We start from the raw sequence: 23,533 nt of genomic DNA on the forward strand, positions 1-23,533 counted from the left end.
GCAGTTCGTCATAATGCCTGCGTCAGGCTTTGCTGACCAGGTCGGCCCGGTACCAGAAGACGTTGTACGGGTCCCAGACCGAAAGCGTGAAATAGATGGTTCTGCCCCCGTCCGCGGTGTACCGCGGGAGCATGTACGGCGAGTAGAGCCCCGGCACGTCGACCGAGGAGACCAGGGTGATCGCGTCACCCCAGGGTCCCCACGGCGTCAGGCCCTCGCGCAGGCTCGCGCCGGCTCCCCCACCGTTGGTGTAGGACATCAGCCACCGGGACAGGTGCTTGTTCCACACCACGGACAACTCGCCGACGGTGTCGTCGACGATCGTGCGTGCGGCGGCAGGATCGCTCGACCAGAGCGGCGAACCGTCGGCGCCGGTGCCGGCGAAGTACCGGTAGGCACCGGACTGCTCGACCTGCGCCGGCGCGACCTTCATCAGCTGCACGCCACCGAAGCGGCCGTGCGTGACGCCCCAGAAGTAGAGCTCTCCGTCGACCTCGGCGACGCTGACCTGGACGAAGTTGCCGTCCCCGGGCCAGTGCGGCGCGGCGAGCTTGGTCCAGGTCTGCCCCTGATCGGTGGACTTGGCCAGGCCCGCGTGGTTCACCTCCCACTCGCCCGGCTCGCCCCAGTGGCGGACGGACATGTAGGCGAGGTACATCGCGCCTGCGGCGGCGAACCCGTAGGTCGGGATCACCGTCATCTCGCTGAAATCGACCTTCTCGGAACCGAGCAGTTCCTTGGCCCGACCCTGCTCGTCGACGATGAAGCCGTCCAGCGTGATCCCGTCGGCCGGGTCGGTGTCGGTGGTGTAGGCCAGCGCGTTGGAGCGCCACTGCTCGCCACCGCCGCCGGTGAAACCCGGCGCCCGCTTGCCGAACGTGTCGCCGAAGACGAACCACACCTTGCCGTCGGACTCGAACATCGACCCCAGGTCGGTGCCCGCGATCGCGGCGCGGTCGGTGCGGTTGGGCGAGTCCGGGCCGGTGAGCTGCGCGACCCGGTGCACATCGGTCACGCCCGCCAGCACGAAGGGCAGGTCTTGCGGCGGGTTCATCTGACCCCCTCTGGTGGAGCAGCCGGTGGACGCGACCACGACGGCGAGGATCAGTGCCGCCGTCCCGTCACGACGTGGGCGGCGGAATTTCATGCGCGTTGCCGGCACGTGTCCGCCCTTCTCGTCGGGAGCAGGATGGCTAGCAGTGAACCGCAGGAAATCGGTTTCGTCAAGAGCCGCCCAACCCCTGCTCAACTGACCTCGGAAAACCTTGTCCAACAGCGCGAAATCGATTTCAAGATCCTGGGCCGCAGCGGTATGGGTGTGCGGTTAGGATCGCCGTGGACGGCCCCCGATTCAGCCACCCTGCGAGGTCCTGATGCACGACGACCGCGTTCTGGTCGAGCAGCGGCTGCGGCGGCTGCTGGCCGAACGGATCCGCCCCGCGATCCACTCCGCGACGGCCGCGCTGACGGTCCACGTCTGGCACGCCCCCGGCGAGCCGGTCCCGTTCACCGAGGCTGCCGCCGCGCGATACCGGCCCACGGCCCACGGGGACCGGTGGGGTGCGCCGTGGGGCACGTCCTGGTTCCGCATCACCGGCACCGTCCCGGCCGACTGGGCCGGGCGTGCGGTCGAGGCGCTGGTCGACCTGGGTTTCGAGGCTGACCGCCCAGGATTTCAGTGCGAGGGCCTGGCGTACGCCCTCGACGGCCGGATCGTCAAAGGACTCCACCCGCGCAGCGGACACCTGCCCGTCGCCCGCCCCGCCCACGGCGGCGAGGCGGTGGGCTTCCTCGTCGAGGCGGCGGCCAACCCGCTGATCGACCTCCCGTGGGGCCGGACCGCGCTGGGCGACCGCGCCACCGCCGGCGCCGAGCCGCTGTACCGGCTCGGCCGGATCGAACTGGCGGTCTTCGAACGGCAGGTGTGGGAACTCGTCCAGGACCTGGAGGTGCTCGCCCAGCTGATGGCTGAGCTGAGCCTGCACGACGCGCGCCGGTTCGAGATCCTGCGCGCCGTCGAACGCTGCCTGGACGTGACCGACCTGTCCGACGTACCCGGCAGCGCCAGCGCCGCCCGCGACCAGCTGCGCGAGGTGCTGTCGCGCCGTGCGCACGCCAGCGCGCACCGGATCTCGGCGGTCGGCCACGCACACATCGACACCGCCTGGCTGTGGCCGCTGCGCGAGACCGTACGCAAGGTCGCCCGCACCACGGCCAACGTCACCGCGCTGATGGACGAGCACCCGGACTTCCGCTACGCGATGTCACAGGCGCAGCAGCTCGCCTGGATGAAGGAGCACCAACCGCAGCTGTACGCGCGCATCAAGGAGCACGTCGCAGCGGGCCGGTTCATCCCCGTGGGCGGCATGTGGGTCGAATCGGACACCAACCTGCCCGGCGGGGAGTCCCTGGCCCGCCAGCTCGTGCACGGCAAGCGCTTCTACGCCCAGGAGTTCGGACTCGACACCCAGGAGGTGTGGCTGCCCGACTCGTTCGGCTACAGTGCGGCACTCCCGCAGCTCATGCGGCTCGCGGGCGTACGGTGGTTCCTGACGCAGAAGCTCTCGTGGAACCAGACCAACCGCTTCCCGCACCACACCTTCGACTGGGAGGGCATCGACGGGAGCCGGGTCTTCACCCACTTCCCGCCGGTGGACACCTACAACAGCGAGCTGTCGGCCGCGGAACTGGCGCACGCGGCGCGCAACTTCGCGGAGAAGGGCCGGGCCACCCATTCGCTCGTGCCGTTCGGCTGGGGCGACGGCGGCGGCGGCCCCACCCGGGAGATGATCGCCCGGGCACGGCGGACCGCGGACCTGGAAGGATCGCCGCAGGTGACCATGCGCTCACCCGCGGCGTTCTTCCGGGCCGCGCAGGCGGAGTACCCGCATCCGCCGGTGTGGGCGGGCGAGCTGTACCTCGAACTCCACCGGGGCACGTACACCAGCCAGGCGCGCACCAAGCGCGGCAACCGGCGCAGCGAGCACCTGCTGCGCGAAGCCGAACTGTGGGCGAGCACCGCGGCCGTCGCGGGGCTGGCCGAGTACCCGTACGACGACCTGGACCGGCTGTGGAAGACGGTGCTGCTGCACCAGTTCCACGACATCCTGCCGGGCAGCTCGATCGCCTGGGTGCACCAGGAGGCCGAACAGACCTACCGCCGGGTGTGCGAGGAGCTGGAACGGATCATCGACGGCGCACAACGTGCCCTGGCCGGGCCCGGCAGCACTCCGGTGCTGTTCAACGCCGCGCCCCACGCCCGCGACGGATTGCCCGCGATGGGTGCGGCCCTGGCCGACGGTGGTACACACGACCCGTCCGCGCCGGTGACCGCCATCGCCGGTGTCGAAGGGATCGTGCTGGACAACGGTCTGCTCCGTGTGCGCGTGGACCCCACCGGAGAGATCTCGTCCTTGATCGATCTGCGGGCCGGACGGGAGGTCGTTCCGCACGGGCTGGCGGCGAACCTCGTCCAGCTGCACCCGGACGTGCCCCACGCCTGGGACGCCTGGGAGATCGACGCGCACTACCGCAACACCACCATCGAGGTCCTGGCCGAGGAGGTCCGCCTGGACACTGAGGCTGCGGACGAATGCGTGGTGCGGACGGTGCGCCGGTTCGGCCGGTCGTCGATGGTCCAGTGGATACGCCTGGCGGCCGGGCAGCGCAGCCTCGACATCGACACCGAGGTGTCCTGGCGCGAGAGCGAGCAGATCCTCAAGCTCGGATTCGGCGTCGATGTGCTCACCGACCGGGCGACCGCCGAGATCCAGTACGGGCACGTGAACCGCCCTACACACGCCAACACCTCGTGGGACGCCGCCAAGTTCGAGATGTGCGCCCACCGGTGGCTGCACGTGGGCGAGCCGGGCTACGGGGTGGCGCTGCTCAACGACGGCACCTACGGCCATGAGGTGACCCGGGTCCGGGATGCGCACGGCCGGACGGCGACCACGGTGCGGGTCTCCCTGCTGCGGGCGCCGCGCTTTCCCGACCCCGGCACCGATCAGGGCTCCCACCGGTTCCGGCACGTGCTGCTGCCCGGCGCCGACATCGTCGACGCGGTCCGTGGCGGATACCACCTCAACCTGCCGGTACGCCGGGTCATGGGCGGGCGTCCGGTCGCGCCCCTCGTCGGTGTCGACCACGACGGCATCGTCGTCGAGGCGGTCAAGCTGGCCGACGACCGCACCGGCGACGTCGTGGTCCGGTTGTACGAAGCCCGCGGGAGTCAGACGGCCGCACGGCTGAGTTTCGCCCGGCCGGACGCCACCGCGCGCCGCACCGACCTGATGGAGAACCCGCTGGGCGACGGCGACCTGCCACAGCTGCGCGACGGGTCTGGTGTCACCCGCGTCGACCTGCGGCTTCGTCCGTTCCAGATCCTCACCGTCAGGTTCACCCGGCACGCGTAGATCCCGTGCGGCGGCTACGCTCTCCGCTGTACTGACGGGGATGTCCTGGTGGAACGAGCCATGCGATTCACCGCAGGACGGCGACGTCCTACATCGGCTTCGTGCACAGCACGTCCGGCATCGGCAGGTAGCCGAGCGCCTGCCAGAACCTCAGCCCGGCCGCGTTGTCCGGCATGACCAGCAGGTTCACCCTCGGGCAGCCCAGCTGCCGGAAGCGCTTCTCCAGCTCGCCCACCAGCCGCCCGGCTATGCCTCGACGCCGGTGCTCGGGACGAACGGCGAGCCGCAGAATCCACCCCCGCCGCCCGTCGTAGGTTCCCATCACCACGCCGACCAGCTCATCGTCGGTCTCGGCGACCAGGAACAGCTCGGGATCACGGATCAGCTTCGCCTCCAGCTCCGCGCGGGGCACGACCTCGCGGCCCGCCGTCGCCCACACCGCCACGACGGCGTCGTAGTCGCTCCACCGGAACTGCCGGATGTGAATCACCGCATGTCTCCTCGCCCACGTCCCTTCACACGCGGACAGGCCGGGCGAGCGCTGGCGGCACCTCGCCCCACCTGTCCGCCAGTGCACTGCGCAACTCTCCGGCGCACGCCGCGATCTCCGGCACCGTCGACGTCCGCACGGCGCCAAGCTACCGCGCCGACGGCCGGGACGGCGTCACACCGCGCTCGCTGCCGGGGCGGCGACCCGCTCGGCTGGGGCCGGGCCGGTCGACGCGGCTGGGCGGCGGCCCCGGGCAGGCATCAGCCCCGCCACGGTGTCGCCTCGCCTGGCCGCGATCAGGTTCCGCGGGGCCGCCGCGGGCCGCGGGCCTGGCGCAGCGCCATGACCGCGCCCGTGACACCGAGCGCCAGGACCGCCGCACCGAAGGCGGTCGCACCCACCGCACCCAGCACTGAGCCGAGGTCGTCGCCCCGGACGTAGGCCCGGGTCTCGTCCCACGGGAAGACCTTCGCGTGCACGGTGACACCCGCCCGGTCGGCGCCCTCGGCAGTCACCGTCCATGTCGTGCCGTCCGGAGCGGTGAAGACGCCGGTGCAGTCGACGCCGCCCCGGCTGACCGGCGCGCAATACGACACGGCAAGCGGTCCTGGCGTGCCCACCTCCGGCACGTGCACGAGCAGCCTCAATGCGCCGTGCCAGGTGAGGAACGCCCCGACGGCAAGGAACACGATCGTGACAACGATGTGCAGGGCGCGTCGGTTCATCCGGTCACGGTACCCACCGGAGGCGGACCGCCGATGCCCCCGGGCGGGCACGGCCCCGCGCCACCGCCCGGAGCACGTGCGTTCGGTTCTGTCCGGTCAGCCGCCGACGGTCAGGGTCCACCCGGCGGCCTGCTCGCGCTGACGCCAGTACCCGGCGAAGCTGCCGTCCGCGGCCAGCAGCTCGGCCAGGGTGCCGGCCTCGGTGACCCTGCCGCCCTCGAGGAAGACGATCCGGTCGGCGCGGGCGATGGTGCTGAGCCGGTGCGCGACGATCAGGGTCGCCCGCTGCCGGCCGCCGGCCTCCAGGGCGTGTACGACCGCCTGCTCGTTGGCGTTGTCCAGGGCCGCGGTCGCCTCGTCGAGCAGCAGGATCGGGGCCTGCTTCAGCAGCGCACGGGCGATGCTGACGCGCTGGCGTTCCCCGCCTGACAGGGTCGCCCCGCGCTCGCCGACCCGGGTGTCCCACCCGTCGGGCAGCCGTCCCACGACCTCGTCGAGCTGAGCGGCGGTCGCCGCCGCCCGGACCTGCTCGTCGGTGGCGTCCGGCGCGCCCAGGCGCACGTTGTCCAGCAGGCTCGCCTCGAACAGGTAGGGATGCTGGAACACGATGCCCAGCTGCCGCATCAGCGCGGCCGGGTCGTAGTCGCGGACGTCGTGGCCGAAGACCCGCACGCTGCCGGCGTCGGTCTCGTGGAACCGGGCGATGAGCGCCAGCAGGGTGCTCTTGCCCGCCCCCGACGGTCCCACGACCGCGGTGGTTGTCCCGGCGTGCACCGTGAACGAGACCCCGTCGATCGTGGTGCGTCCCGGTTCGTGGCCGAACCGCACGTCGCGCAGCTCGATCGCGGGCGCACCGAGGTCGGGGGCGATGTCGGTGCCGCCAAGGACAGGCGCGTCCAGCAGTTCGCGTACCCGCACGACGGTCCCGCGCAGGTTCTGCAACGCCGGGGACAGCCCGGCCAGGGTGGTGAACGGTTCGACGAAGCGCACCGCGACGACGACCAGCGCGACCGCCTGCGGGCCGGTGACGTCGGCCAGCACTGCCGCCGCGGCCAGCGCCAGCAGCGCCGCCTGACTGGCCAGACCGAACAGGACCTGCCCCGGCAGGCCGAAGCCGATCAGGCGCAGCACGGCCGCACGCTGCCGGGCCAGGGCACGGCCGACGGCGGTGCCGTCGCTGCCCGTGCGCCCCGCCGCTCGCAGCGCGGACTGTGCCTGGGCCAGCTCGATGATGCGCTCCCCCGCCTCCTGCGACGCCGCGTCATAGGAGGTGTCGGCCGCCCGGATGAACTGCATACTCGCCCACAGGCTGCCCAGCAGTACCGGCACCGCGGCCAGCGCGACCAGGCCCAGCTGCGGGGCGACCAGCAGCAGGCCGAGTGCGATCAGCGCCGGGGTGAGCAGCGCGTTGATCGCCGGGGTGATCAGCCAGGCGACGGAGGAGCACAGCTCCCGTCCGGCCGACGTCAGCGCGCGGCGGGCCTCGGCCCGGCGGTCGGCGGTCAGCCAGCCCAGCGGGATGGCGTGCAGCCGGTCCAGCAGCCGCCCCTCGATGCTGTTGAGCAGCTGGAAGCCGATGGTGAACCCGACGTCGGCGACCCGGTGGTCGACCACCCAGCCGACCGCGACGAGGACCGCGAGCGCGGCCGCCCAGGGCAGTGCCTGCCCGCCGTCGTCGAAGATCGCCGACAGCAGTGGGACGAGGCTGAGCACGGCGGCGGCACGGATCACGGCGCCGGCCGTCAGCAGTACCAGGTAGCGGGTGAGTACGCGGCGGTCGCCGACCAGATCGATCATGCGGGCACCTTCTCCGGTCGGGCGGCCTGCCACAGGTCGCGATACAGGCCTGGGGCGGCCAGCAGGTCGGGGTGTCTGCCGTGCTGCACGACGCGGCCGCCGTCGAGCACGACGATGTTGTCGGCGCCGGTGACGGTGTGCAGGCGGTGGGCGATGACGAGTACGGTGCGCCCGACGGCCAGGCGGCTGAGGGCCTGCTGCACGTGGTGCTCGGACTCGGGGTCGGCGTAGGCGGTGGCCTCGTCGAGCACGATGATGCCCGGGTCGGCCAGCAGCGTCCGGGCGATGGTCAGCCGCTGGGCCTCGCCGCCGGACAGGCGCACGTCGTGGGTGTCGTACCCGGACGGCAGGCGGGTGATCCGGTCGTGGATCCCGGCCGCCCGCGCGGCCTGTTCGACCTGCTCGCGGGTGGCGTCGGGACGGGCCAGGGCGATGTTGTCGTGCACGGTGCCGCGCACCAGCATCACGTCCTGGAACACGAAGCCGACCTTGCGGTAGAGCTCGTCGGCGGGCAGGTCGCGCAGGTCGACGCCGTCGATGGTGATGCGGCCGGCGACCGGGTCGTGGAACCGGGCCAGCAGCGCGGCGAGGGTGGATTTGCCCGCGCCGCTCGGGCCGACCAGCGCCGTGACGGTGCCGGGCGTCAGCTGCAGGTCCACGCCGTCGAGCACGGTGTGCCGCCCGTCGTAGCTGAACCGGACGTCGTCGAAGCGCACCGAGTGCCGGTCGCCCGGCGGTGTGCGCGGCTTTTCCGGCCGGGCCAGTTCGGGCTCGTCGAGCAGCAGCCCGATGCGCTGGGCGGCGGCCTGTGCCTCGCGCACCGAACCAAGGCCGTACGCGGCGGCCAGCAGCTGGCTGCCGAAGGTGACGCCGAGCATCAGGAACGGCAGCAGGTCGGCCGTCTCCAGCAGGCCCGCGCCGGCCAGCAGCCCACCGGCCACGATGATGAGCAGCAGCGTGGTGAGCGGGCGGGTCATCAGGTCGAGGTAGGTCTTGCGACTCGACAGCGGCCGCTGCCAGGCGTCGAGGAACCGGGCGCGTTCGGCCAGGTTGGCCCGGAAGCCGCCGGCCGGCCCCGCGTCGTAGGCCCGGACCACGGTGAGGCCGTCGAGGTAGGCCACGGCCTCGGAGCCGACCTGGGCCTCCCAGGTCGTGAACCGGGCCAGCTGCGACGCCGACATCTGCACCATGCGGGCGGTCAGCAGGAGGAACGCGATCAGCGGGAGCACCAGGATCACGGTCAGCCAGCCCGACACGGTGGCCAGGTAGACCAGCACCGCCAGCGGGGCCGCCAGCGCGGCGACCACGTCGAGGACGGCGTGGGTGACCAGGTAGTGCAGGTCGGCGGAGTCGTCCTGGACGGCCTTCTTGACCCGGCCCGAGCTGTGCTCGCTGAACCAGCCCAGCGGCAGGCGGGACAGCTTGTCGACCACGGCGGTGCGCACCTGGTGGCCGAACCTGGCGTCGACCACGTGCATGGCGAGCACCAGCAGACCGGCCAGCGTCGCGCCGGCCCCCATCAGGATCACCGCGAGCACGGCGAGCCCGGCGAGGTCGCCGTCGCCTGCCAGCAGCCTGCGGCACAGCTCGACCAGCAGCACGTAGGGCGCCAGTTGCAGCATCGACACCACGGTCTGGAACAGACCGGCCAGGACGAGGCGGGACTTCAGCGGCGCCAGCAGGCGTGCTCCGGCACGCGAGCGCCACCGGCCCGTCGCGGGCGCGGCGACTTCGGCGAGCGCAGGCGCAGCGGCCACGGGGGTCACGGGAGCGGCAGCCACGGCGCCGGCCGGTCCGGCGGCCGTGGGTGCCGCGGCCGGTTCCGTGGCGGGCGCGGCGGTCCGGTCCCGGTCGGTGCCCATGGCCTTGCCCTTGCTCCAGTACGCGCGGCCGTGCACGTCGGGCTTGGGGAAGCCGAGTTCCTTCAGCCGGGCCCGGACGTGCTTGAAGGTCGCCGTCTCGCCGGTGACCCAGGCGAACCAGTTGGACCAGTCGCGCTCGCCGATCGCGCGGCCCAGCATGGCCGGGTCACCGGTGGCGGGCTGCCAGGTCACCGTGCACCGTGGATGCTCGGCGATCGGGATCGCCAGGTCGTGGTCGTGGAACTGCTCCAGCAGCACCTGCACCGGGGTGGTGTCCGGGATCGTGGCGATGATCGCGTTGATCCCCGGCACGGAGGCCGCGTCGCCGATGAGCAGGTAGCCGTCCGGGGCCGGGTCGGGCGTGACGAAATGCGGCGAAGCCCACCAGCACAGCTCGATGCTGTCACCGGGTCGGGCCTTGCGCGCCCAGGCACTGGCCGGGCCCGCCGGTTCGTGCAGCAGGAACTCCAGGCTGAACCGGCCCGCGTCGGGTTCGGGGTCGATCAGCGTGTAGCCGCGCTGGTGTTCACGGCCGGAGCCGTCGGGTTCGGGCGCCCACAGGCGTACGAAGCAGGCGGGTTCGATGGTCTTGCCGTCGAAGAACGTCGGCGCGTCGAACGTGATGCGCCGGTAGTGCGGCGTGACGTCGTGCACGGCGGTGACGGTGATGGTGTGGTCCTTGGCGCCGAAGACCTTCATGACGGCGCCGCCGTAACCCCTGGACATCAGCTGTCCCTGGCGGGCAGGGCCAGCGCCTGGCCGGGCGGGAACTGTGCGACGAGCCCGGTGGCGGCCGCGGTGATCATCAACACGAAGTAGTCCTCGGGGGTGTGGGCCGGGATGCCGGCCGAGGCTTGCTGCAGGATCGGCGAGGCGGCGACCGCGGCGATCGCCTCGGCGGTGGCGGCCTGGTCGAACAGGGCCGCCAGGCGCTGCTGTTCGGCCACCGTCGCGCCGAGGGCGATGGTGGCGATGGCCGAACTGAACACGATGGCCGCTGCCGGGTCGTAGCCGCGCCTGCCGAGCGCGGCGATCTCGCACTCCAGCAGCCGCACGCCCGACGGCCCGCGGGGGAACAGCCGCAGGAAGTACTCGGCCGAGCCCGGGTGGCGCATGGTGAACTCGCGCAGCTGCAGGCCGAAGCTCACCAGGTGGGCCACGGTCTGCTCGGCGGGGTCGTCGACCAGGTCCAGTCCGTCGAGAACGGCCTCGCCGACCAGACGTTCCAGGGCGGATCGACTGGGCACGTGCCGGTAGACGGCGGCCGCCGTCACGCCGAGCACGTCGGCTACACCCTGGACCGTCAGATCGACGAGTCCGATGTGGCTACCGGCGCGGATCACGTCCTCGATGGTGAACGTGGCCAGACGACCACCGCTTCGCATAGGTAAGCCTTCCCTTAGTTACGGCGCATAACTTAGCCTGCCGACCGGGACGGCGCAAGGTCCGATCAGGCCGTGAGGACGAGACGTCCTCGCAGACCGCCCGCGGCCATGCGCTCGTGCGCCACGGCGACCTGGTCCAGCGGCAGAGTGTCGGCCACCCGGAGGGTGAGCCGCCCGGCGTCGACCAGCGCGGCGAGTGCGGCCAAGCGTGCGCCGTCGGCGTACACCTCCTGCACCACGACCCGGGTCGCCCGCAGTGGCGGCGGCGCGAACGGCGCCACCAGAGCGACGAACGTCCCGCCTGCCCGCAGGGCCTCATGGGCCGCGATCCCGATCACGGCCGCGTCGACCACCGCGTCGACACCGCCGGGAACCTGCCTGCGGACCGCTTCCGCCAGCCGATCGGTGCGCGGCACGAACCACGTCGCGGCCAGACCCCGCACCGCCTCCTCGTCCTGTTCGCCCGCTACGGCCACGGTGCGGATGCCGCTCAGGGCGGCCAGCTCGACCACCAGCCCACCGACCCCACCGGCCGCACCGGTGACCAGCAGCGTCTGCCCGGCGTGCAGGCCGGCCAGGGCCAGCGATCGGTCCGCGGTCAGCCCGATCAGGGGCAGGGTCGCGGCCAGCTCGACGGACACCCGCGTCGGTGCCGGGGCCACGGCCGTCTCATCGAGCACCACGAAATCGGCCTGCGCCCCTCCGGCGGACAGCACGTCGCGAAGACCGATCACCTGATCACCGACGGCGAAGCGGGTGACGCCGGGTCCGAGCTGGTCGACCCGGCCGGCCACATCCCAGCCCAGCCACACCTCGGCTGCGGGAGCCAGCAGGCCGGCCTTGGTGAGCGCACCGTTTCGGGTGGACAGATCGATGCGGTTGACCGACGCCGCGGCCACCCTCACCCGCACCTGACCAGGGCCAGCCTGCGGGACGGGGGTGTCGAGGACTTCCAGGACTTCAGGGCCGCCGAATCGGCGTACCGCAACAGCTCTCATGGAGATCACGCTAGGACTGTTACTCTCCTTCGGTTAGTAGGTACCTGAAAGTGCGTAACCGACGCGGAGGTGCGGCGCATGACGACACTGAACGCACCACAGCGGCGAGAGCAGCAGCGCGAGGAGTACAACGCCTACCTGTCCCAGTGTCCGGGGCATCAGCTCCTGGCGACACTCAGCGACAAATGGGTCACCCTCGTTCTCGCCGCGCTGGCCGACCGCCCGCGCCGGTACAGCGACCTGAGCCGGACCATCCCGGGTGCAAGCCAGAAGATGCTCACTCAGACGCTGCGCAAGCTCGAACGGGACGGCCTGCTCACCAGAACCGTCACGCCGTCGGTGCCCGTGCGCGTCGACTACGGGGTCACCCCGCTCGGCCGCAGCCTGATCCCGGTCCAGCAGGCGATCAAGACCTGGGCCGAGACACACATCGAACAGGTTCATCTCGCTCGCGACGACTACGACCGCCGCAACGCCGGCTGACCGCGGACGACGGCAGGTGACGGCCGTTGATCAGGAACCGCGGCGCCGGGCACCGCGCCAACGTCTACCGGGCTTGACCCGGGTCGGCCGGCCGGAAGGCCAGCAGAGCGAGGATCAGCTCGACGACCTCGTGCGGAGTGTCGGTGATCGAGAAGTGCGCCGCCCCGGGGATGGTTTTGAGCGCCACGTGCGGGGACGCCTCGATGGCGGCCTGTTCCTGCGCGGTGAAGCCCACCTCGTCGCGATCGCCGCGGCCGACCCACACCACGTTGTCCGTGCCCGCGAGCCGGGTGGCGAGTTCGCCGTGGCGCCTGAGGTGATCGAAGAAGCCGGCCACCAGGTGCCGGTTCGCGGCGTGCGGGTTGCGTTTCATCTGCTGGAACAGCTCGGTGAAGCGCTCCGAAGGCAGCCGGTCGCGCATCCCCTTCTTCAGGGTCGGGTTGATGCCCAGCCAGACCAGCGTGCCGAGCACAGGGATGTGGCCGGCCTCGTCGAGGGAGATGAGGTCGTGCTCCTCGTCGTCGCGGGAGAAGGACGGCGAGAGCAGCAGCAGGCGGCCCGGGTAGTCGCCGCGGGCGGCGATCTCGATGCCGACGTTGGCGAAGTACGAGTGCCCCACGATCAGGTCGACGGCCTCCTGCGCGGCGAAGTCCTCGACCATCGCGGCATAGCGCTCGACCGAGTAGTCGAATCCGGCCGGCACCGGCCGACCCGCGAACCCGGGCGGGTCGGCGGCCATGGCGTGCACCCCTGCGTCGGCCAGCGCGGGGTCGGCGAGCATGGCGGTGTAGAACTCGGCGGTGCAGAACAGGCCCGGCAGCATGAGCACGCGGTGCCGGGTCGTCGCGGGTTCGTTCTCGACGATCGCCCAGCCGGCCTGCTCACGGTGCCGCAGGGGCCGGTGCTGTGTCGCGGTCACGGTGCTCCCTCCACATGTCCTTCTTGATCATAGTTAGTGCGGTCTGCCCGGGTAGGCGTTTCGCGGTTCCACCGTGGTGCCCGACCGTAGGCTGCGGGCATGGCCGGTATCGCAGGCAGCCCGCAGGACGAGGAAGCGATCGGCGCGGTGATGGCGCGCCTGGCGCACGCGTTCGGCAGCCTTTCCGCCGATGGCGTCGCCGATCTCTACACGGCCGACGCGGACTGGACGAACGCCTTCGGGACGAGCCGCACGGGCGGCGCGCAGATCGCGGCATACCTGACCGAGCTGTTCGCCGACCGGCACTTCGCCGCGGGCCGACCGCTCGGTCCGCCGCAGGCCGACGTCCGCTGGCTAACCGCGGACGTGGCGGTGGTGAAGACCTACCTGGAGCGCGAGGGGCAGCAGCGCGCCGACGGGACGTCGATGCCGGTGCGGCGCAACTTCTCACTGAAGGTGTTCGTCCGCGAGCCGGACGGCTGGAAGATCGCGTCCGACATGTACATGGACGCCCGCGACGACAGCACGCTCACCACCGGGGCGTGACCGTCCTCAGGCGGTGGCCGTCCCGGCGGCGCGGGCACCGGCCTTCACGTGGTCGGGGTACCAGGCGGTGAACTTGAAAGCGCCGACCACCAGCGCGATCGGAATGATCCAGTTCAGCCAGGCGGAGCCGCCGTGATCGGGCTGCGCCAGCACGCCGAGCACCGCGCAGACCGCGAACGTCAGGCCCCAGACCAGGGTCAGCATCCGGTTGATGTGTTTGAACTGGGGTGTGGACCAGAACTGCTGCGGCACCTGCTCACGGGCGTACTGCTCGGTGAACGGCACGAACGCCAGCGAGCCGAGCACGACCACCGCGAGCACGGTGCTGGCGATGGCCTGCGCGTACTCCTCCAGCCACATCAACTGGCTGTGGTCGAGCACCAGTCCGGCGATGGCCAGCGCGCCGAAGAACAGCACGGAGACGATCTCGAGCAGCTTGACCCCGCCGCGCTCGTGCGACGGGATCAGCAGGATCACCGCCGCCAGCAGTGCGCCTCCGGCCGCGAACTCCCATGTGCTCGGCCCGCTCACCACCCAGAAGATGATCCACGGTACGAAACCACGGAACGCCTTAGCCCCCATTGTCCAAATTTCCCACATTCCACCGGCTCCGGCGGTCGATTCCGGATCTCTCCGCCGACGCGGTGCGGCGTCCCCATCGGACCGGATGCTTCCCGGGCCGGACGGCCGCGACGGCCTGCAACAAATCTGCAACCGTCAACCCTTGCCTTTTGGCAAGCGCTTTCCAGAGACTGGGTCGCATCGACGTTCCGGGCTCCTTCCGGGCGAGGACCCTCGCGCGTCGTCCTGCCCCTGCGGCGTGTGTCCGCGCACCCCCGTGCGCCCGCATCACGCCGCTCCAGCATGGGAGACACATGAGAGTCACATCATTGGCCGCCGGCGCAGCCCTGGCCATCGTCGCGGTGCTCGCGCTGCCCGCGCCCATGGCCACGGCCGCGCCGACCCGCCACGAGGCCGAGACCTCACCCGCCGTCTGCGTCGGCACCATCGACAGCAACTGGACCGGGTTCTCCGGCACCGGCTTCTGCAACGGCAACAACGCCACCAGCGGCTACCTGCAGTTCACCGTCACCGCGTCCGCCGCGGGCACCGCCACCCTCGGCGTACGCTTCGCCAACGGCACCACGACGGCCCGACCCGCCGCCCTGGCCGTGAACGGCGCGACGGTGCAGACCGTGTCGTTCGAGGGCACCGGCACCTGGGACGCCTGGACCACCAAGACGCTGACGGTGAACGTCAACGCCGGCAGCAACACCATCCGCCTCACCCCGACCACGTCCACCGGCCTGGCGAACGTGGACCACCTGGAGTTCGAGACAGGCTCCACCCCGCCGCCCACGACCGCGCTGTACGTGGCGACCGGCGGCAACGACGCGAACGCGGGCACGCTCAGCGCCCCGCTCAAGACCATCCAGCGCGCGGTCGACCTGGCCCAGGCGGGGTACACCATCTACGTGCGCGGCGGCACCTACGCGCCGAGCACCAACGTGCAGCTGCTCAAGAACGGCACCTCGAGCCAGCCGATCACCCTGCGCAACTACGGCAGCGAGAAGGTCGTGCTCGACGGCGAGAACATGTCCTACACGCCCGGCGCGCTGGACTCCAGCATCCCCCGCGCCGAACGCGGCGCGATCCACATCGAGGGCGACTGGTGGCGCATCGTCGGCCTGGAGATCATCCATGGACCGTACGCCGTCTTCGGCCTGGACACCAACAACAGCGTGTTCGAGCGGCTGATCACCCGCGACAACTACGAGAGCGGCCTGCACCTGCAGGGCGCCTCCAGCAACAACCTGGTCCTGAACCTGGACAGCTACGGCAACCGCGACCCGCGCAAGAACGGCGAGAGCGCCGACGGCCTGGCCATCAAGGAGGGTTCCGGCAGCGGGAACGTCGTACGCGGCGCGCGCCTGTGGAACAACTCCGACGACGGGCTCGACTTCTGGATGTTCTCCTCGCCGATCCTGCTTGAGAACAGCCTGGCCTGGGGCAACGGGTTCAACCGGTGGAACCTGCCGAACTACACCGGCGACGGCAACGGGTTCAAGCTCGGCGGCAACGCCGTGTCCGCGAGCCACACCGTACGCAACAGCATGACCTGGGACAACGCGGTCGGCGGTTTTATCGACAACAACAACCCCGGCCAGCACCTGATCGACCACTGCACCGCCTGGGACAACCCCGGCACCGGGTTCAACGTCAACCGCTCCGACAGCACCCTGACCAAGAACCTGGCGGTGGCCAACGGGACCGCCGTGTCGCTCGGCGCCAACTCCAGCGGTTCGGGCAACTCGTGGGACCTCGGCGGCACCTGGACGCTGCAGAGCACCGATCCCGGCACGATCACCGGACCGCGGACCTCCGACGGCTCCATCCCCTCGTCCACGTTCCTGCGTCCCGGCAACGGCGCGGACGTCGGGGCGCGCTTCTGATCCTCGGCCCGCGGCACTTTGATCCTCACGGGCCCCGCCTGGCACTGCCCGCCGGCGCGGGTGCGGTGGAGGGGGGGGGGGGGGGGGGGGGGGGGGCGCCCCGCCCCCCGCGGGGGGCCGCCGCCCCCACCGGGGGCGGGGGGGGGGTGGGGGGGGCCGGGCCGGGGTGCCCCCGGGGCCCCCCACCCCTGCTGTGCCCAACCCGGAAGCGGGATCAGAGCCTGCCCGCTCCGGCACCGGCCGTGACGGACGACTTGACCGTGCCGACGCTCTGCGCCGTGTAGCCGTAGGGCACCGCGGCCACGGAGCCGTTGGTCTCGCACGGCCCGGAGTTGGTGAGCAGGTTGTCGCGTGCCACCAGCCGGCCCGGATCGGAGTCGGCATAGCCGCTCGCCGACCAGCATGCCTGCACCACGTTCTCGAAGACGTTGCCTTCGACGAGCACCCCGGCGTTCATGGTGGACGCGATGCCGTACGAGGACGTGTTGTTGTCGATGTTGGAGTAGTAGTTGTTGAAGACGTGGACCGTCTCGCCGAACCGCACCCGCGGGTTGCGCTCGAAGGTCCGGTCGAACCAGTTGTGGTGGTAGGTGATCCGCAGGTGGCCGACGTCCTCGCCGGCGTTGCCGTCGGAGTGCCCGACCAGCGAGTCCTTCCAGTGGTTGCGGAGGATGTTCCACGACACCGTGACGTAGTCGCCCGCGTGGGTGATGTCGATCATCCCGTCGTAGAAGTCGACGTCGCTCTCGATGGTGCTGGACATCGTGTTGTGGTCGATCCAGATGTGGGTGGCGTTCTCGATCTGGATCGCGTCACCGCCCGGCACGCCGCGGATGTTCATGTTCTGGATGATGACGTTGGCCGGGTGCATGTCCTCGATGTTGAGGGTGGTCGCGGAGATGCCGGAGTTCGCGCCGACACCCCGGATGGTCTTGTTCGCCGTGACCTCGACCGTGCCCGATCCGGCGAGCATGCCGTTGACCAGGATGGTCCGGGTGCCCGCGGCCTGGGCCTGGGTCCGGAAGTCGGCCCAGGTGCTCACGGTGACCGTGGCCCCGCCCGCGCCGCCGGTGGTGCCGCCGGCCTGCGTGGCCCAGCCGACGATCCCGCCGGGCGGTGGCGGTGGGCTGGTGCTCGGCGACGGTGGCGCGGAAGGCGAGGATGACGGTGACGGCGACGGTCCGGTGGACGGCGATGCCGACGGCGGGGTAGACGGGCTCGGGCCCGCCGCGTCGGTCGCCACGACGTCGTCGAACGAAGCCGCGGTGTAGTTGGCCAGCAGACCGGCCCGCCCGGTCGGGTACGAGCCGTCCGAGACCGACACCACCTGGCTGCCGTTGACCGAACCGACCAGGGTGCTGCCGGTCGCGCTCAGCGACAGGGTGTACCAGGTGCCGACGGCGGCGGAGAACGGCGCGGTGGCCAGCGTGGTCGTGCTTCCCTTGCGGATCTGCACCGCGGTGGGCGTGACCACGAGCGCGTAGAAGCTGGACGTGCTCTGTACGCGGGCCGCGATGCCGACCCCGCGCGATGCCGAGCTGCTGAACGTGTTGGCCCGGACCTTCGCCGACACCGTGACGGTCGACCAGGACGTGGAGCCGGCCAGGGCTTTGGCGCTGGCGCCCGTGCTCGACTGGGCGTAGACGCCGGACGACACCGACCAGCTGCCGCCGGAGGTGCTCCAGCCGGTGGCGTTGCCGTCGTTGAAGTCGTCCGAGAAGAGCGTGGCCGCGTTGGCTGCCGCGCCGATGGTCAGGATCAGCGCCGCGACGGTGACGCTGACGCCGGCGGCCAGGGCGCTGCGGGTACGCCTGCTCCGCCGAAGGGGGACGTGAAACGCTTCCTGCACTGTAGGACCTCCCTGTGTTGGAATGCGCTTTCCACCAACGTAGGAAGACATACTTAAAACAGTCAATGGCTCCGATTTGCAGATTTGTTGCATCGAATCCACCGAAACACCCATGGCCGACCCTAGGTCGGCCCTGGTTGGACAGCTATTGCGAACTTTGCGGCGCGGGCGGAAGTCCCTCCGTTCGCAGGAATGGCACCGATCCTACGGCAAGCGCTTTCCCGTTGCCACGGGACGACTCGGCGCGCCCGGCGAGCGGATGACTATAACGTCATACTTCGATACGCTCCTGTTTCTGGATGCTTTCTTTCCAGTTCCGAAAGCGACCTGAGGAGGAGCGATGCCACGCTCACCATCGCCTGTCGTCTCTGCGTTCCTGGCGCTCGCGTCGATCGTCGCGGCCGTCGCCACCGTCCCGTTCGCGGTCGCCACCCCGGCCGCGGCCGACGTGTCGGTCGCCGCGACGACCGCGCCGCCGCTCGTCATCGGCAGCGACTTCCCCGACCCCGACGTCTCGCGCTTCGACGGCGTCTACTACGCCTACTCGACGAACAACGGCTTCGGCAACGTGCCCGTCGCCTCGGCGCCCTCGCTGACCGGGCCGTGGACCCGCCGCGGCAACGCGCTGCCCACGCTGGGCGCGTGGGCCAGCGGCGGCCTGACCTGGGCGCCCGAGGTGTCCCGCCGGGCCGACGGCAGATACGTGCTCTATTACACGGCCCGCAGCGTCGCCGTCGGCAGGCAGTGCATCGGCGCGGCCCTGGCCACCTCTCCGCTCGGGCCGTTCACGCCGGTCGGCACCCAGCCGCTGGTCTGCAACGGAGGCGAGGGCGGCGACATCGACGCGTCGAGTTTCACCGACAGCACGGGCGCGCGCTACCTGCTCTACAAGGACGACGGCAACGCCATCGGCCAGCCGACGAGCCTGTGGTTGCAGGGCGTCGCCGCCGACGGCCTCACGTTCCAGGGCGGCCGCGTCGAGCTGCTGCGCAGCGGACGACCCGAGGAGCAGGGCGTCATCGAGGCCCCGGTGCTGACCAAGGTCGGCACGCAGTACGTGCTGTTCTACTCGCTCGGCGGCTACGGCGGCGACGCGTACCAGACGAGCTACGCGACCTCGGCGTCGTTGACCGGCCCGTACACGAAGGCGTTCCGTTCCCTGATCACCACCGACAGCGTCGACGGCACGGTCCGCGGGCCGGGCGGCGCGGACGTGGTGCGCGACGCCGGCGGAGACCACCTCGTGTTCCACGGCTGGATCAACAACTACAGCGCCCGGGGCATGTACGTCGCCGCGCTCGGCTGGGCCGGCGGCTTCCCCGTCGTACGGGGCAGCCGGGTACGCACCGAGGCCGAACGCGGCACCCTCAACCGCTGCTCGATACGCGCCACCACCACCGCGTCCCAGGGCCAGGCCGTCGCCTACATCGACTACGCCGACAGCTGGGTGCAGCTGAGCGTCTTCGCGCCGCGGGCCGGGGCCTACACGGTCCACGTCGCCTACGCCGCAGGCTTCGGCGACGCCCAGCACACGCTCACGGTGAACGGGGGCAATCCGACGACCGTCAACTATCCGAACAGCGGCTGGGAGACCTGGCGCCAGGCCCCGGTCGGTGTCACCCTGGCGGCGGGCTGGAACACGGTGCGCCTGACCTACCTGTCCCGCTGGGCCGAACTGGACTACCTAGAGGTGGCGTAGGGAAAGGCCTGCACCGACGGGTGTGCCCCCGCCGGTGCAGGCCTCAGGCACACCGTCAGGACGGACGGCCCGTGGTGTAGAGCCACTGGTCGAAGAAGCCGTCCAGCTGCCGCCCGGAGGCCCGCTCGGCCAGGGCGACGAAGTCGGCGGTGCTGGCGTTGCCGTCCTTGTGCTGCTCGGTCCAGGTGTGCAGCATCCCGAAGAACGTCTCGTCCCCGACGAGGCGGCGCAGCGCGTGCAGGGTCATGCCGCCGCGCTCGTACACGCTGTCGGAGAAGATCTCCTCCCGGCCCGGGTCACCGGGCGGGATCTTCCACAAGTCGGAGTCACGATCGGCATAACGCTTGTCGTACTGCTGCTGCACGCTCGGCCCGCCGTCGTGCTCCAGCCACAGCCACTCGGCGTAGGTGGCGAACCCCTCGTTGAGCCAGATGTCGCGCCAGGTGTCCAGAGATACGCTGTCACCGAACCACTGGTGGGCGAGCTCGTGCGCGAGGATCCCGGTGTCGGGGCCGTCGGCCCAGGTCTCGGCCGTGTACACCGGGCGGGTCTGGCTCTCCATCTCATCCTCGACCCGGCGCTCGGCCACGACGATCCCGCCGTAGGCGTCGAACGGGTACGGACCCGCGATCGTCTCCAGGAAGTCGGCGACCTCCGGGGTCCGGGCCAGGTTGCGGTCGGCCTCCCCCACCGGCACCTTCTCCGCGATCGCGGTGATCATCGGCTTGCCCTTGTGCTCGCCCTGGACCACCCGGAACTTGCCCACGGCCATCAGTGCCAGGTAGGACGCCATGGGTGACGTGACCTCCCACCGCCAGGTGCTCCAGCCGGCGTTCTCGGTGCGCCCGCGCAGCAGCCCGTTGCTGATCCCGCTGTATCCGGGAGGCACCGTCAGCTCGATCTCGTACAGCGCCTTGTCACGCGGGTGGTCGTTGACCGGGAACCAGGCTGCCGCCGACTGCGGCTCGCCGACGGCGACCGCGCCGCGGCGGCTCGTGAAGAAGCCGTTGTTCTCGGCGTCGCCGTCCGGCGTGTCGGCGGGGCGACCGCCATAGACGACCTCGGTGGTGAAAGCAGCACCGGAGGCGATGGGCGCGGCGGGCGTGATCACCAGCTCGTCGTGGTCGCGGGCGGCCTTGGCGGTCCGGCCGTCGACGGTGACGTCGCTGACGGTCAGTCCGTACAGGTCGAGGTGGAACTGGTCGAGGGGCTGCGTCGCCTTCGCGCGCACGGTCGTGGTCCCGTCCAGTCGCCCGGTGGCCGGATCGAACTTGACCCTCAGCTGATATCGCTCGACGTCGTAGCCGCTGTTGCCGTAGGTCGGAAAGTACGGGTCCCCGATGCCGGCCAGCCCGACCTGCCCGGTCAGGCTCGGCGGGAGCAGGCTGCAGCTGGTCAGCAACGATGAGGTGACGACCATCATCCACATCATTCGGGCGTTTCGCATGGAATCACGTTAAGTGAGAGCCGGCTTGCCCGTGGACGGTCGGCGAAGCTGGGAAGAACCTGTGACCTGCCGTGGAAGCGGCCAAGTCCCGAGTGGCTGCGGACGAAGGCGGTGGCGCATTACCTGCGAGGTAATCGACCGTCGGCGGGCGGTGCGGCAGCGTGGCGGTCATGACGAACAACGCGCTCCTCGCCACCGACACCCCCCGCCTGCTTCGCCACGCGCTGCGGATCGACGCGATCGCCTCCGGCGCGACCGGGATCAGCCTCGTCGCCGCCGGGCGCCTGCACGCCGACCTGTTCGGCCTGCCCGTCGCGCTGACCTTGCCGATCGGCCTGTTCCTGCTGGCGTTCGCCGCCTTCGTAGGGTTCACCGGTACCCGCCGCGAGGTCGACCTGCGGGCGGCCAAGGCGATCATCCTGATCAACGTCGGCTGGGTGCTGCTGAGCGCGGCCGTGGTCGCGACCGGCCTGGTACCGCTGAACGCCCTCGGCACCGGATACGTGATCGCCCAGGCGGTCGCGGTCGGGATCCTGGCGGAGCTCCAGTTCACGGGTGTTCGGCGCACCCGACGGTGATCGCGATCGAAGTTAAGGTGGGCGGCGTGACATCCGCCCACCCCATCGGCTTTCAGCTGCGGCAGTGGCGTGAGCGCCGCCGGCTCAGTCAGCTGGACCTGGCCAACCTCGCCGAGATCTCCACCCGCCATCTCAGCTTCGTCGAGACCGGACGCTCCGCGCCGAGCCGCGACATGGTCCTCGTGCTCACCGACCACCTCGAGGTGCCGCTGCGGGAACGCAACAGACTCCTGCTGGCCGCGGGCTACGCGCCGGTGTACGCCGAGTCGGCGTTCGACGCGCCGCAGCTGGCATCGGTACGGGCCGCCCTGCGCCAGATCCTCGACGGCCACGAGCCCTATCCGGCGGTCGTGGTCGACCGGGCCTGGAATCTGGTCGAGGCGAACAGCGCACTGTCGCTGTTCACCGACCTCGTCGCGCCGCACCTGCTCGCGCCGCCGGCGAACGTGCTGCGGGCCGGCCTGCACCCGGACGGGCTGGGCCGACACATCGTCAACCACGGCGAATGGCGGGCGCATCTGCTCACCAGGCTGCGGCGACAGGTCGAGATCACCACGGATCCGGGCCTCACCGCGCTGGAACGGGAACTGGCCGGGTACCCGTGCCCGCAACCGGAACCGGCGGTCGAGCCGTCCGGCCCGAACGAGATCATGGTGCCCCTGCGTATCCGCGTCGGGGGTCAGGAGCTGCGGTTCTTCAGCATCGTCGCGACCTTCGGCACCCCGATGGACGTCACCGTCGCCGAACTGGCCATCGAGTCGTTCTTCCCCGCCGACCCCGCCACCGCCGACATCCTCCGGAACCTACCGAAGGCGTGACGGTGCTTCGATGGGTCTCCCCAAGTCCATCGGCACCCTGGCCCTACCACCGTCCACTTACGATGTGCGCACCCATCCCTCTCGTAGACAGGTGCGCGATGTCCACAGCAGACCCCACGGCCGTTCCCAAGATCGCCTGGTCGCAGCGGATGGCCGGGATCCTGGCCAGCTCCATCGCGCTCCCGCTGATCTTCGAGATCCTGCTGGCGCTGTTGGGCGGCGATCCGTTCAACTTCGGCCGGGCCGCCGTGACCGTCGTGGTGGTCGGCTTCGCGGCGGCTGGGCTGTACCTGTTCCGGCCGGGCTGGCTGAACATGCAGCGCGCCCGGGCCACGTTCCTCGTCCTGGCCGGCTTGGGCACCGCCCTGCACGGGTTCCTGGTCACCGCCGCGTTCGACCTGTTCGACAACAAGGAACTCGTGCAGGACGTGGTGGGCATGACCACCCTGGTCCTCGGGGTGACCACGTTCGCCATCGGCTGCTTCTACTTCCGCGTCGAGGACGTGCAGGAGGTCATCGAGAACCCGCCGACGACCAAGGTCCCCGGCGAGGAGATCGCCGTGTCCCCGGTAGCGGGCGTCTACCAGGCCGACTCCAGCGATCGGGCGCTGCTGGAGGCGTGCCGTGACGCGCTGAGCGTCGAGCGGCTGCACTACCTCGCGCTTTACGAGCCGCCGGACACCGACCCCACCGCGCCCGCCCAGCGGGTCTTCAGCGTCGACACCTTCGAGCAGGCCAGGTACCGGGTACGCCAGCTCAGCGCCCACCAGCGCCGCGAGCTCTACCACGCCCAGGGCGACCGGGTGGTCGAGCTGCGACGTTCCCTCGACCCGCAGCTCGCCCACCTGCACACCGGCCCACTGGTCCGGCTGGTGCTCGACGTCGAGCAGGGTGCCATCTATTACTACGAGATCAGCCGCAACCCCAGTCGCCACCTCGTCGCCGTCACCCTCGACCAGGACCACGTGTACACCACCGACGCCGAACTGGAGATGCTCAAGGGCAAGCTGCGCAGGGAGTTGGGCCTGCCGCGCTCCTGACGACGGGCGGCCTCGACCGGTTTCACGAC

19 protein-coding genes are annotated in these 23,533 nt (G+C 70.9%); 8 read left to right on the plus strand and 11 right to left on the minus strand.

Annotated elements, in window-relative coordinates:
- Positions 1-22: 22 nt before the first annotated feature.
- Entirely contained in the window at positions 23-1,054 is a 1,032-nt protein-coding gene (locus FLL47_RS21815) for a glycoside hydrolase family 183 protein (RefSeq protein WP_246158397.1), read from the minus strand.
- 319 nt (positions 1,055-1,373) lie between these two features.
- On the opposite strand from FLL47_RS21815, the gene FLL47_RS21820 reads away from it, so the two are divergent.
- A complete protein-coding gene (locus tag FLL47_RS21820) occupies positions 1,374-4,415 on the plus strand; it encodes an alpha-mannosidase (protein ID WP_144122420.1) in 3,042 nt (1,013 codons plus the stop codon).
- Positions 4,416-4,503: 88 nt separating this feature from the next.
- Here the strand turns inward: FLL47_RS21820 and FLL47_RS21825 are convergent, their stop codons facing one another.
- The 6 genes from FLL47_RS21825 to FLL47_RS21850 form a co-directional block, all read right to left on the minus strand.
- Positions 4,504-4,905, minus strand: a complete 402-nt coding sequence (locus tag FLL47_RS21825) for a GNAT family acetyltransferase (RefSeq protein ID WP_144122421.1) — start codon at positions 4,903-4,905, stop codon at positions 4,504-4,506.
- 296 nt (positions 4,906-5,201) lie between these two features.
- Entirely contained in the window at positions 5,202-5,630 is a 429-nt protein-coding gene (locus FLL47_RS21830) for a hypothetical protein (RefSeq protein WP_144122422.1), read from the minus strand.
- Positions 5,631-5,726: 96 nt separating this feature from the next.
- Positions 5,727-7,427, minus strand: coding sequence for an ABC transporter ATP-binding protein (locus FLL47_RS21835; protein WP_144122423.1), 1,701 nt, complete (start codon positions 7,425-7,427; stop codon positions 5,727-5,729).
- Positions 7,424-10,015, minus strand: a complete 2,592-nt coding sequence (locus FLL47_RS21840) for an ABC transporter ATP-binding protein/permease (protein WP_144122424.1) — start codon at positions 10,013-10,015, stop codon at positions 7,424-7,426. Before FLL47_RS21840 ends, FLL47_RS21835 begins: the two co-directional genes overlap by 4 nt.
- Positions 10,015-10,674: a TetR/AcrR family transcriptional regulator C-terminal domain-containing protein gene (locus FLL47_RS21845; RefSeq protein ID WP_144122425.1), complete on the minus strand. Its 660-nt coding sequence runs from the start codon at positions 10,672-10,674 to the stop codon at positions 10,015-10,017. Before FLL47_RS21845 ends, FLL47_RS21840 begins: the two co-directional genes overlap by 1 nt.
- A gap of 65 nt (positions 10,675-10,739) precedes the next feature.
- Positions 10,740-11,672: an NADP-dependent oxidoreductase gene (locus FLL47_RS21850; protein ID WP_144122426.1), complete on the minus strand. Its 933-nt coding sequence runs from the start codon at positions 11,670-11,672 to the stop codon at positions 10,740-10,742.
- 78 nt (positions 11,673-11,750) lie between these two features.
- Between FLL47_RS21850 and FLL47_RS21855 the strand changes: the two genes are divergently transcribed.
- A complete protein-coding gene (locus FLL47_RS21855) occupies positions 11,751-12,155 on the plus strand; it encodes a winged helix-turn-helix transcriptional regulator (protein ID WP_144122427.1) in 405 nt (134 codons plus the stop codon).
- A gap of 64 nt (positions 12,156-12,219) precedes the next feature.
- Here FLL47_RS21855 and FLL47_RS21860 read toward each other — a convergent pair whose 3' ends face one another.
- Positions 12,220-13,074, minus strand: a complete 855-nt coding sequence (locus tag FLL47_RS21860; protein ID WP_144122428.1) for an alpha/beta fold hydrolase — start codon at positions 13,072-13,074, stop codon at positions 12,220-12,222.
- A 99-nt stretch (positions 13,075-13,173) separates the two neighbouring features.
- Between FLL47_RS21860 and FLL47_RS21865 the strand changes: the two genes are divergently transcribed.
- Positions 13,174-13,620, plus strand: a complete 447-nt coding sequence (locus FLL47_RS21865; RefSeq protein WP_144122429.1) for a YybH family protein — start codon at positions 13,174-13,176, stop codon at positions 13,618-13,620.
- Between the two features lie 6 nt (positions 13,621-13,626).
- Here FLL47_RS21865 and FLL47_RS21870 read toward each other — a convergent pair whose 3' ends face one another.
- Entirely contained in the window at positions 13,627-14,202 is a 576-nt protein-coding gene (locus tag FLL47_RS21870) for a hypothetical protein (protein WP_222106137.1), read from the minus strand.
- 293 nt (positions 14,203-14,495) lie between these two features.
- On the opposite strand from FLL47_RS21870, the gene FLL47_RS21875 reads away from it, so the two are divergent.
- The gene (locus FLL47_RS21875) at positions 14,496-16,073 is read left to right on the plus strand and encodes a right-handed parallel beta-helix repeat-containing protein (RefSeq protein ID WP_144122431.1); all 1,578 of its coding nucleotides are present in this window, start codon (positions 14,496-14,498) and stop codon (positions 16,071-16,073) included.
- Positions 16,074-16,287: 214 nt separating this feature from the next.
- Here FLL47_RS21875 and FLL47_RS21885 read toward each other — a convergent pair whose 3' ends face one another.
- Positions 16,288-17,922 (minus strand): pectate lyase family protein, encoded by a 1,635-nt coding sequence (locus tag FLL47_RS21885; RefSeq protein WP_246158399.1) that lies wholly within the window; start codon positions 17,920-17,922, stop codon positions 16,288-16,290.
- Positions 17,923-18,262: 340 nt separating this feature from the next.
- On the opposite strand from FLL47_RS21885, the gene FLL47_RS21890 reads away from it, so the two are divergent.
- Positions 18,263-19,621, plus strand: a complete 1,359-nt coding sequence (locus tag FLL47_RS21890; RefSeq protein WP_144122433.1) for a family 43 glycosylhydrolase — start codon at positions 18,263-18,265, stop codon at positions 19,619-19,621.
- Between the two features lie 55 nt (positions 19,622-19,676).
- Here FLL47_RS21890 and FLL47_RS21895 read toward each other — a convergent pair whose 3' ends face one another.
- Complete coding sequence (locus FLL47_RS21895) at positions 19,677-21,068, minus strand: M1 family metallopeptidase (RefSeq protein WP_144122434.1); 1,392 nt, start codon at positions 21,066-21,068, stop codon at positions 19,677-19,679.
- 170 nt (positions 21,069-21,238) lie between these two features.
- Here FLL47_RS21895 and FLL47_RS21900 point away from each other — a divergent pair, with 170 nt between their 5' ends.
- From FLL47_RS21900 to FLL47_RS21910, 3 genes are all read left to right on the plus strand, one after another.
- On the plus strand, positions 21,239-21,646 hold the full coding sequence (locus tag FLL47_RS21900; RefSeq protein ID WP_144122435.1) for a hypothetical protein: 408 nt from the start codon (positions 21,239-21,241) through the stop codon (positions 21,644-21,646).
- A 26-nt stretch (positions 21,647-21,672) separates the two neighbouring features.
- Positions 21,673-22,464, plus strand: coding sequence for a helix-turn-helix domain-containing protein (locus tag FLL47_RS21905; RefSeq protein WP_484051822.1), 792 nt, complete (start codon positions 21,673-21,675; stop codon positions 22,462-22,464).
- A gap of 98 nt (positions 22,465-22,562) precedes the next feature.
- Complete coding sequence (locus tag FLL47_RS21910; RefSeq protein WP_144122436.1) at positions 22,563-23,504, plus strand: MerC domain-containing protein; 942 nt, start codon at positions 22,563-22,565, stop codon at positions 23,502-23,504.
- The last annotated feature ends 29 nt before the right edge of the window (positions 23,505-23,533 follow it).

Origin of the sequence: Catellatospora sichuanensis, assembly GCF_007483665.1 — a bacterium.
Lineage (GTDB): Bacteria > Actinomycetota > Actinomycetes > Mycobacteriales > Micromonosporaceae > Catellatospora > Catellatospora sichuanensis.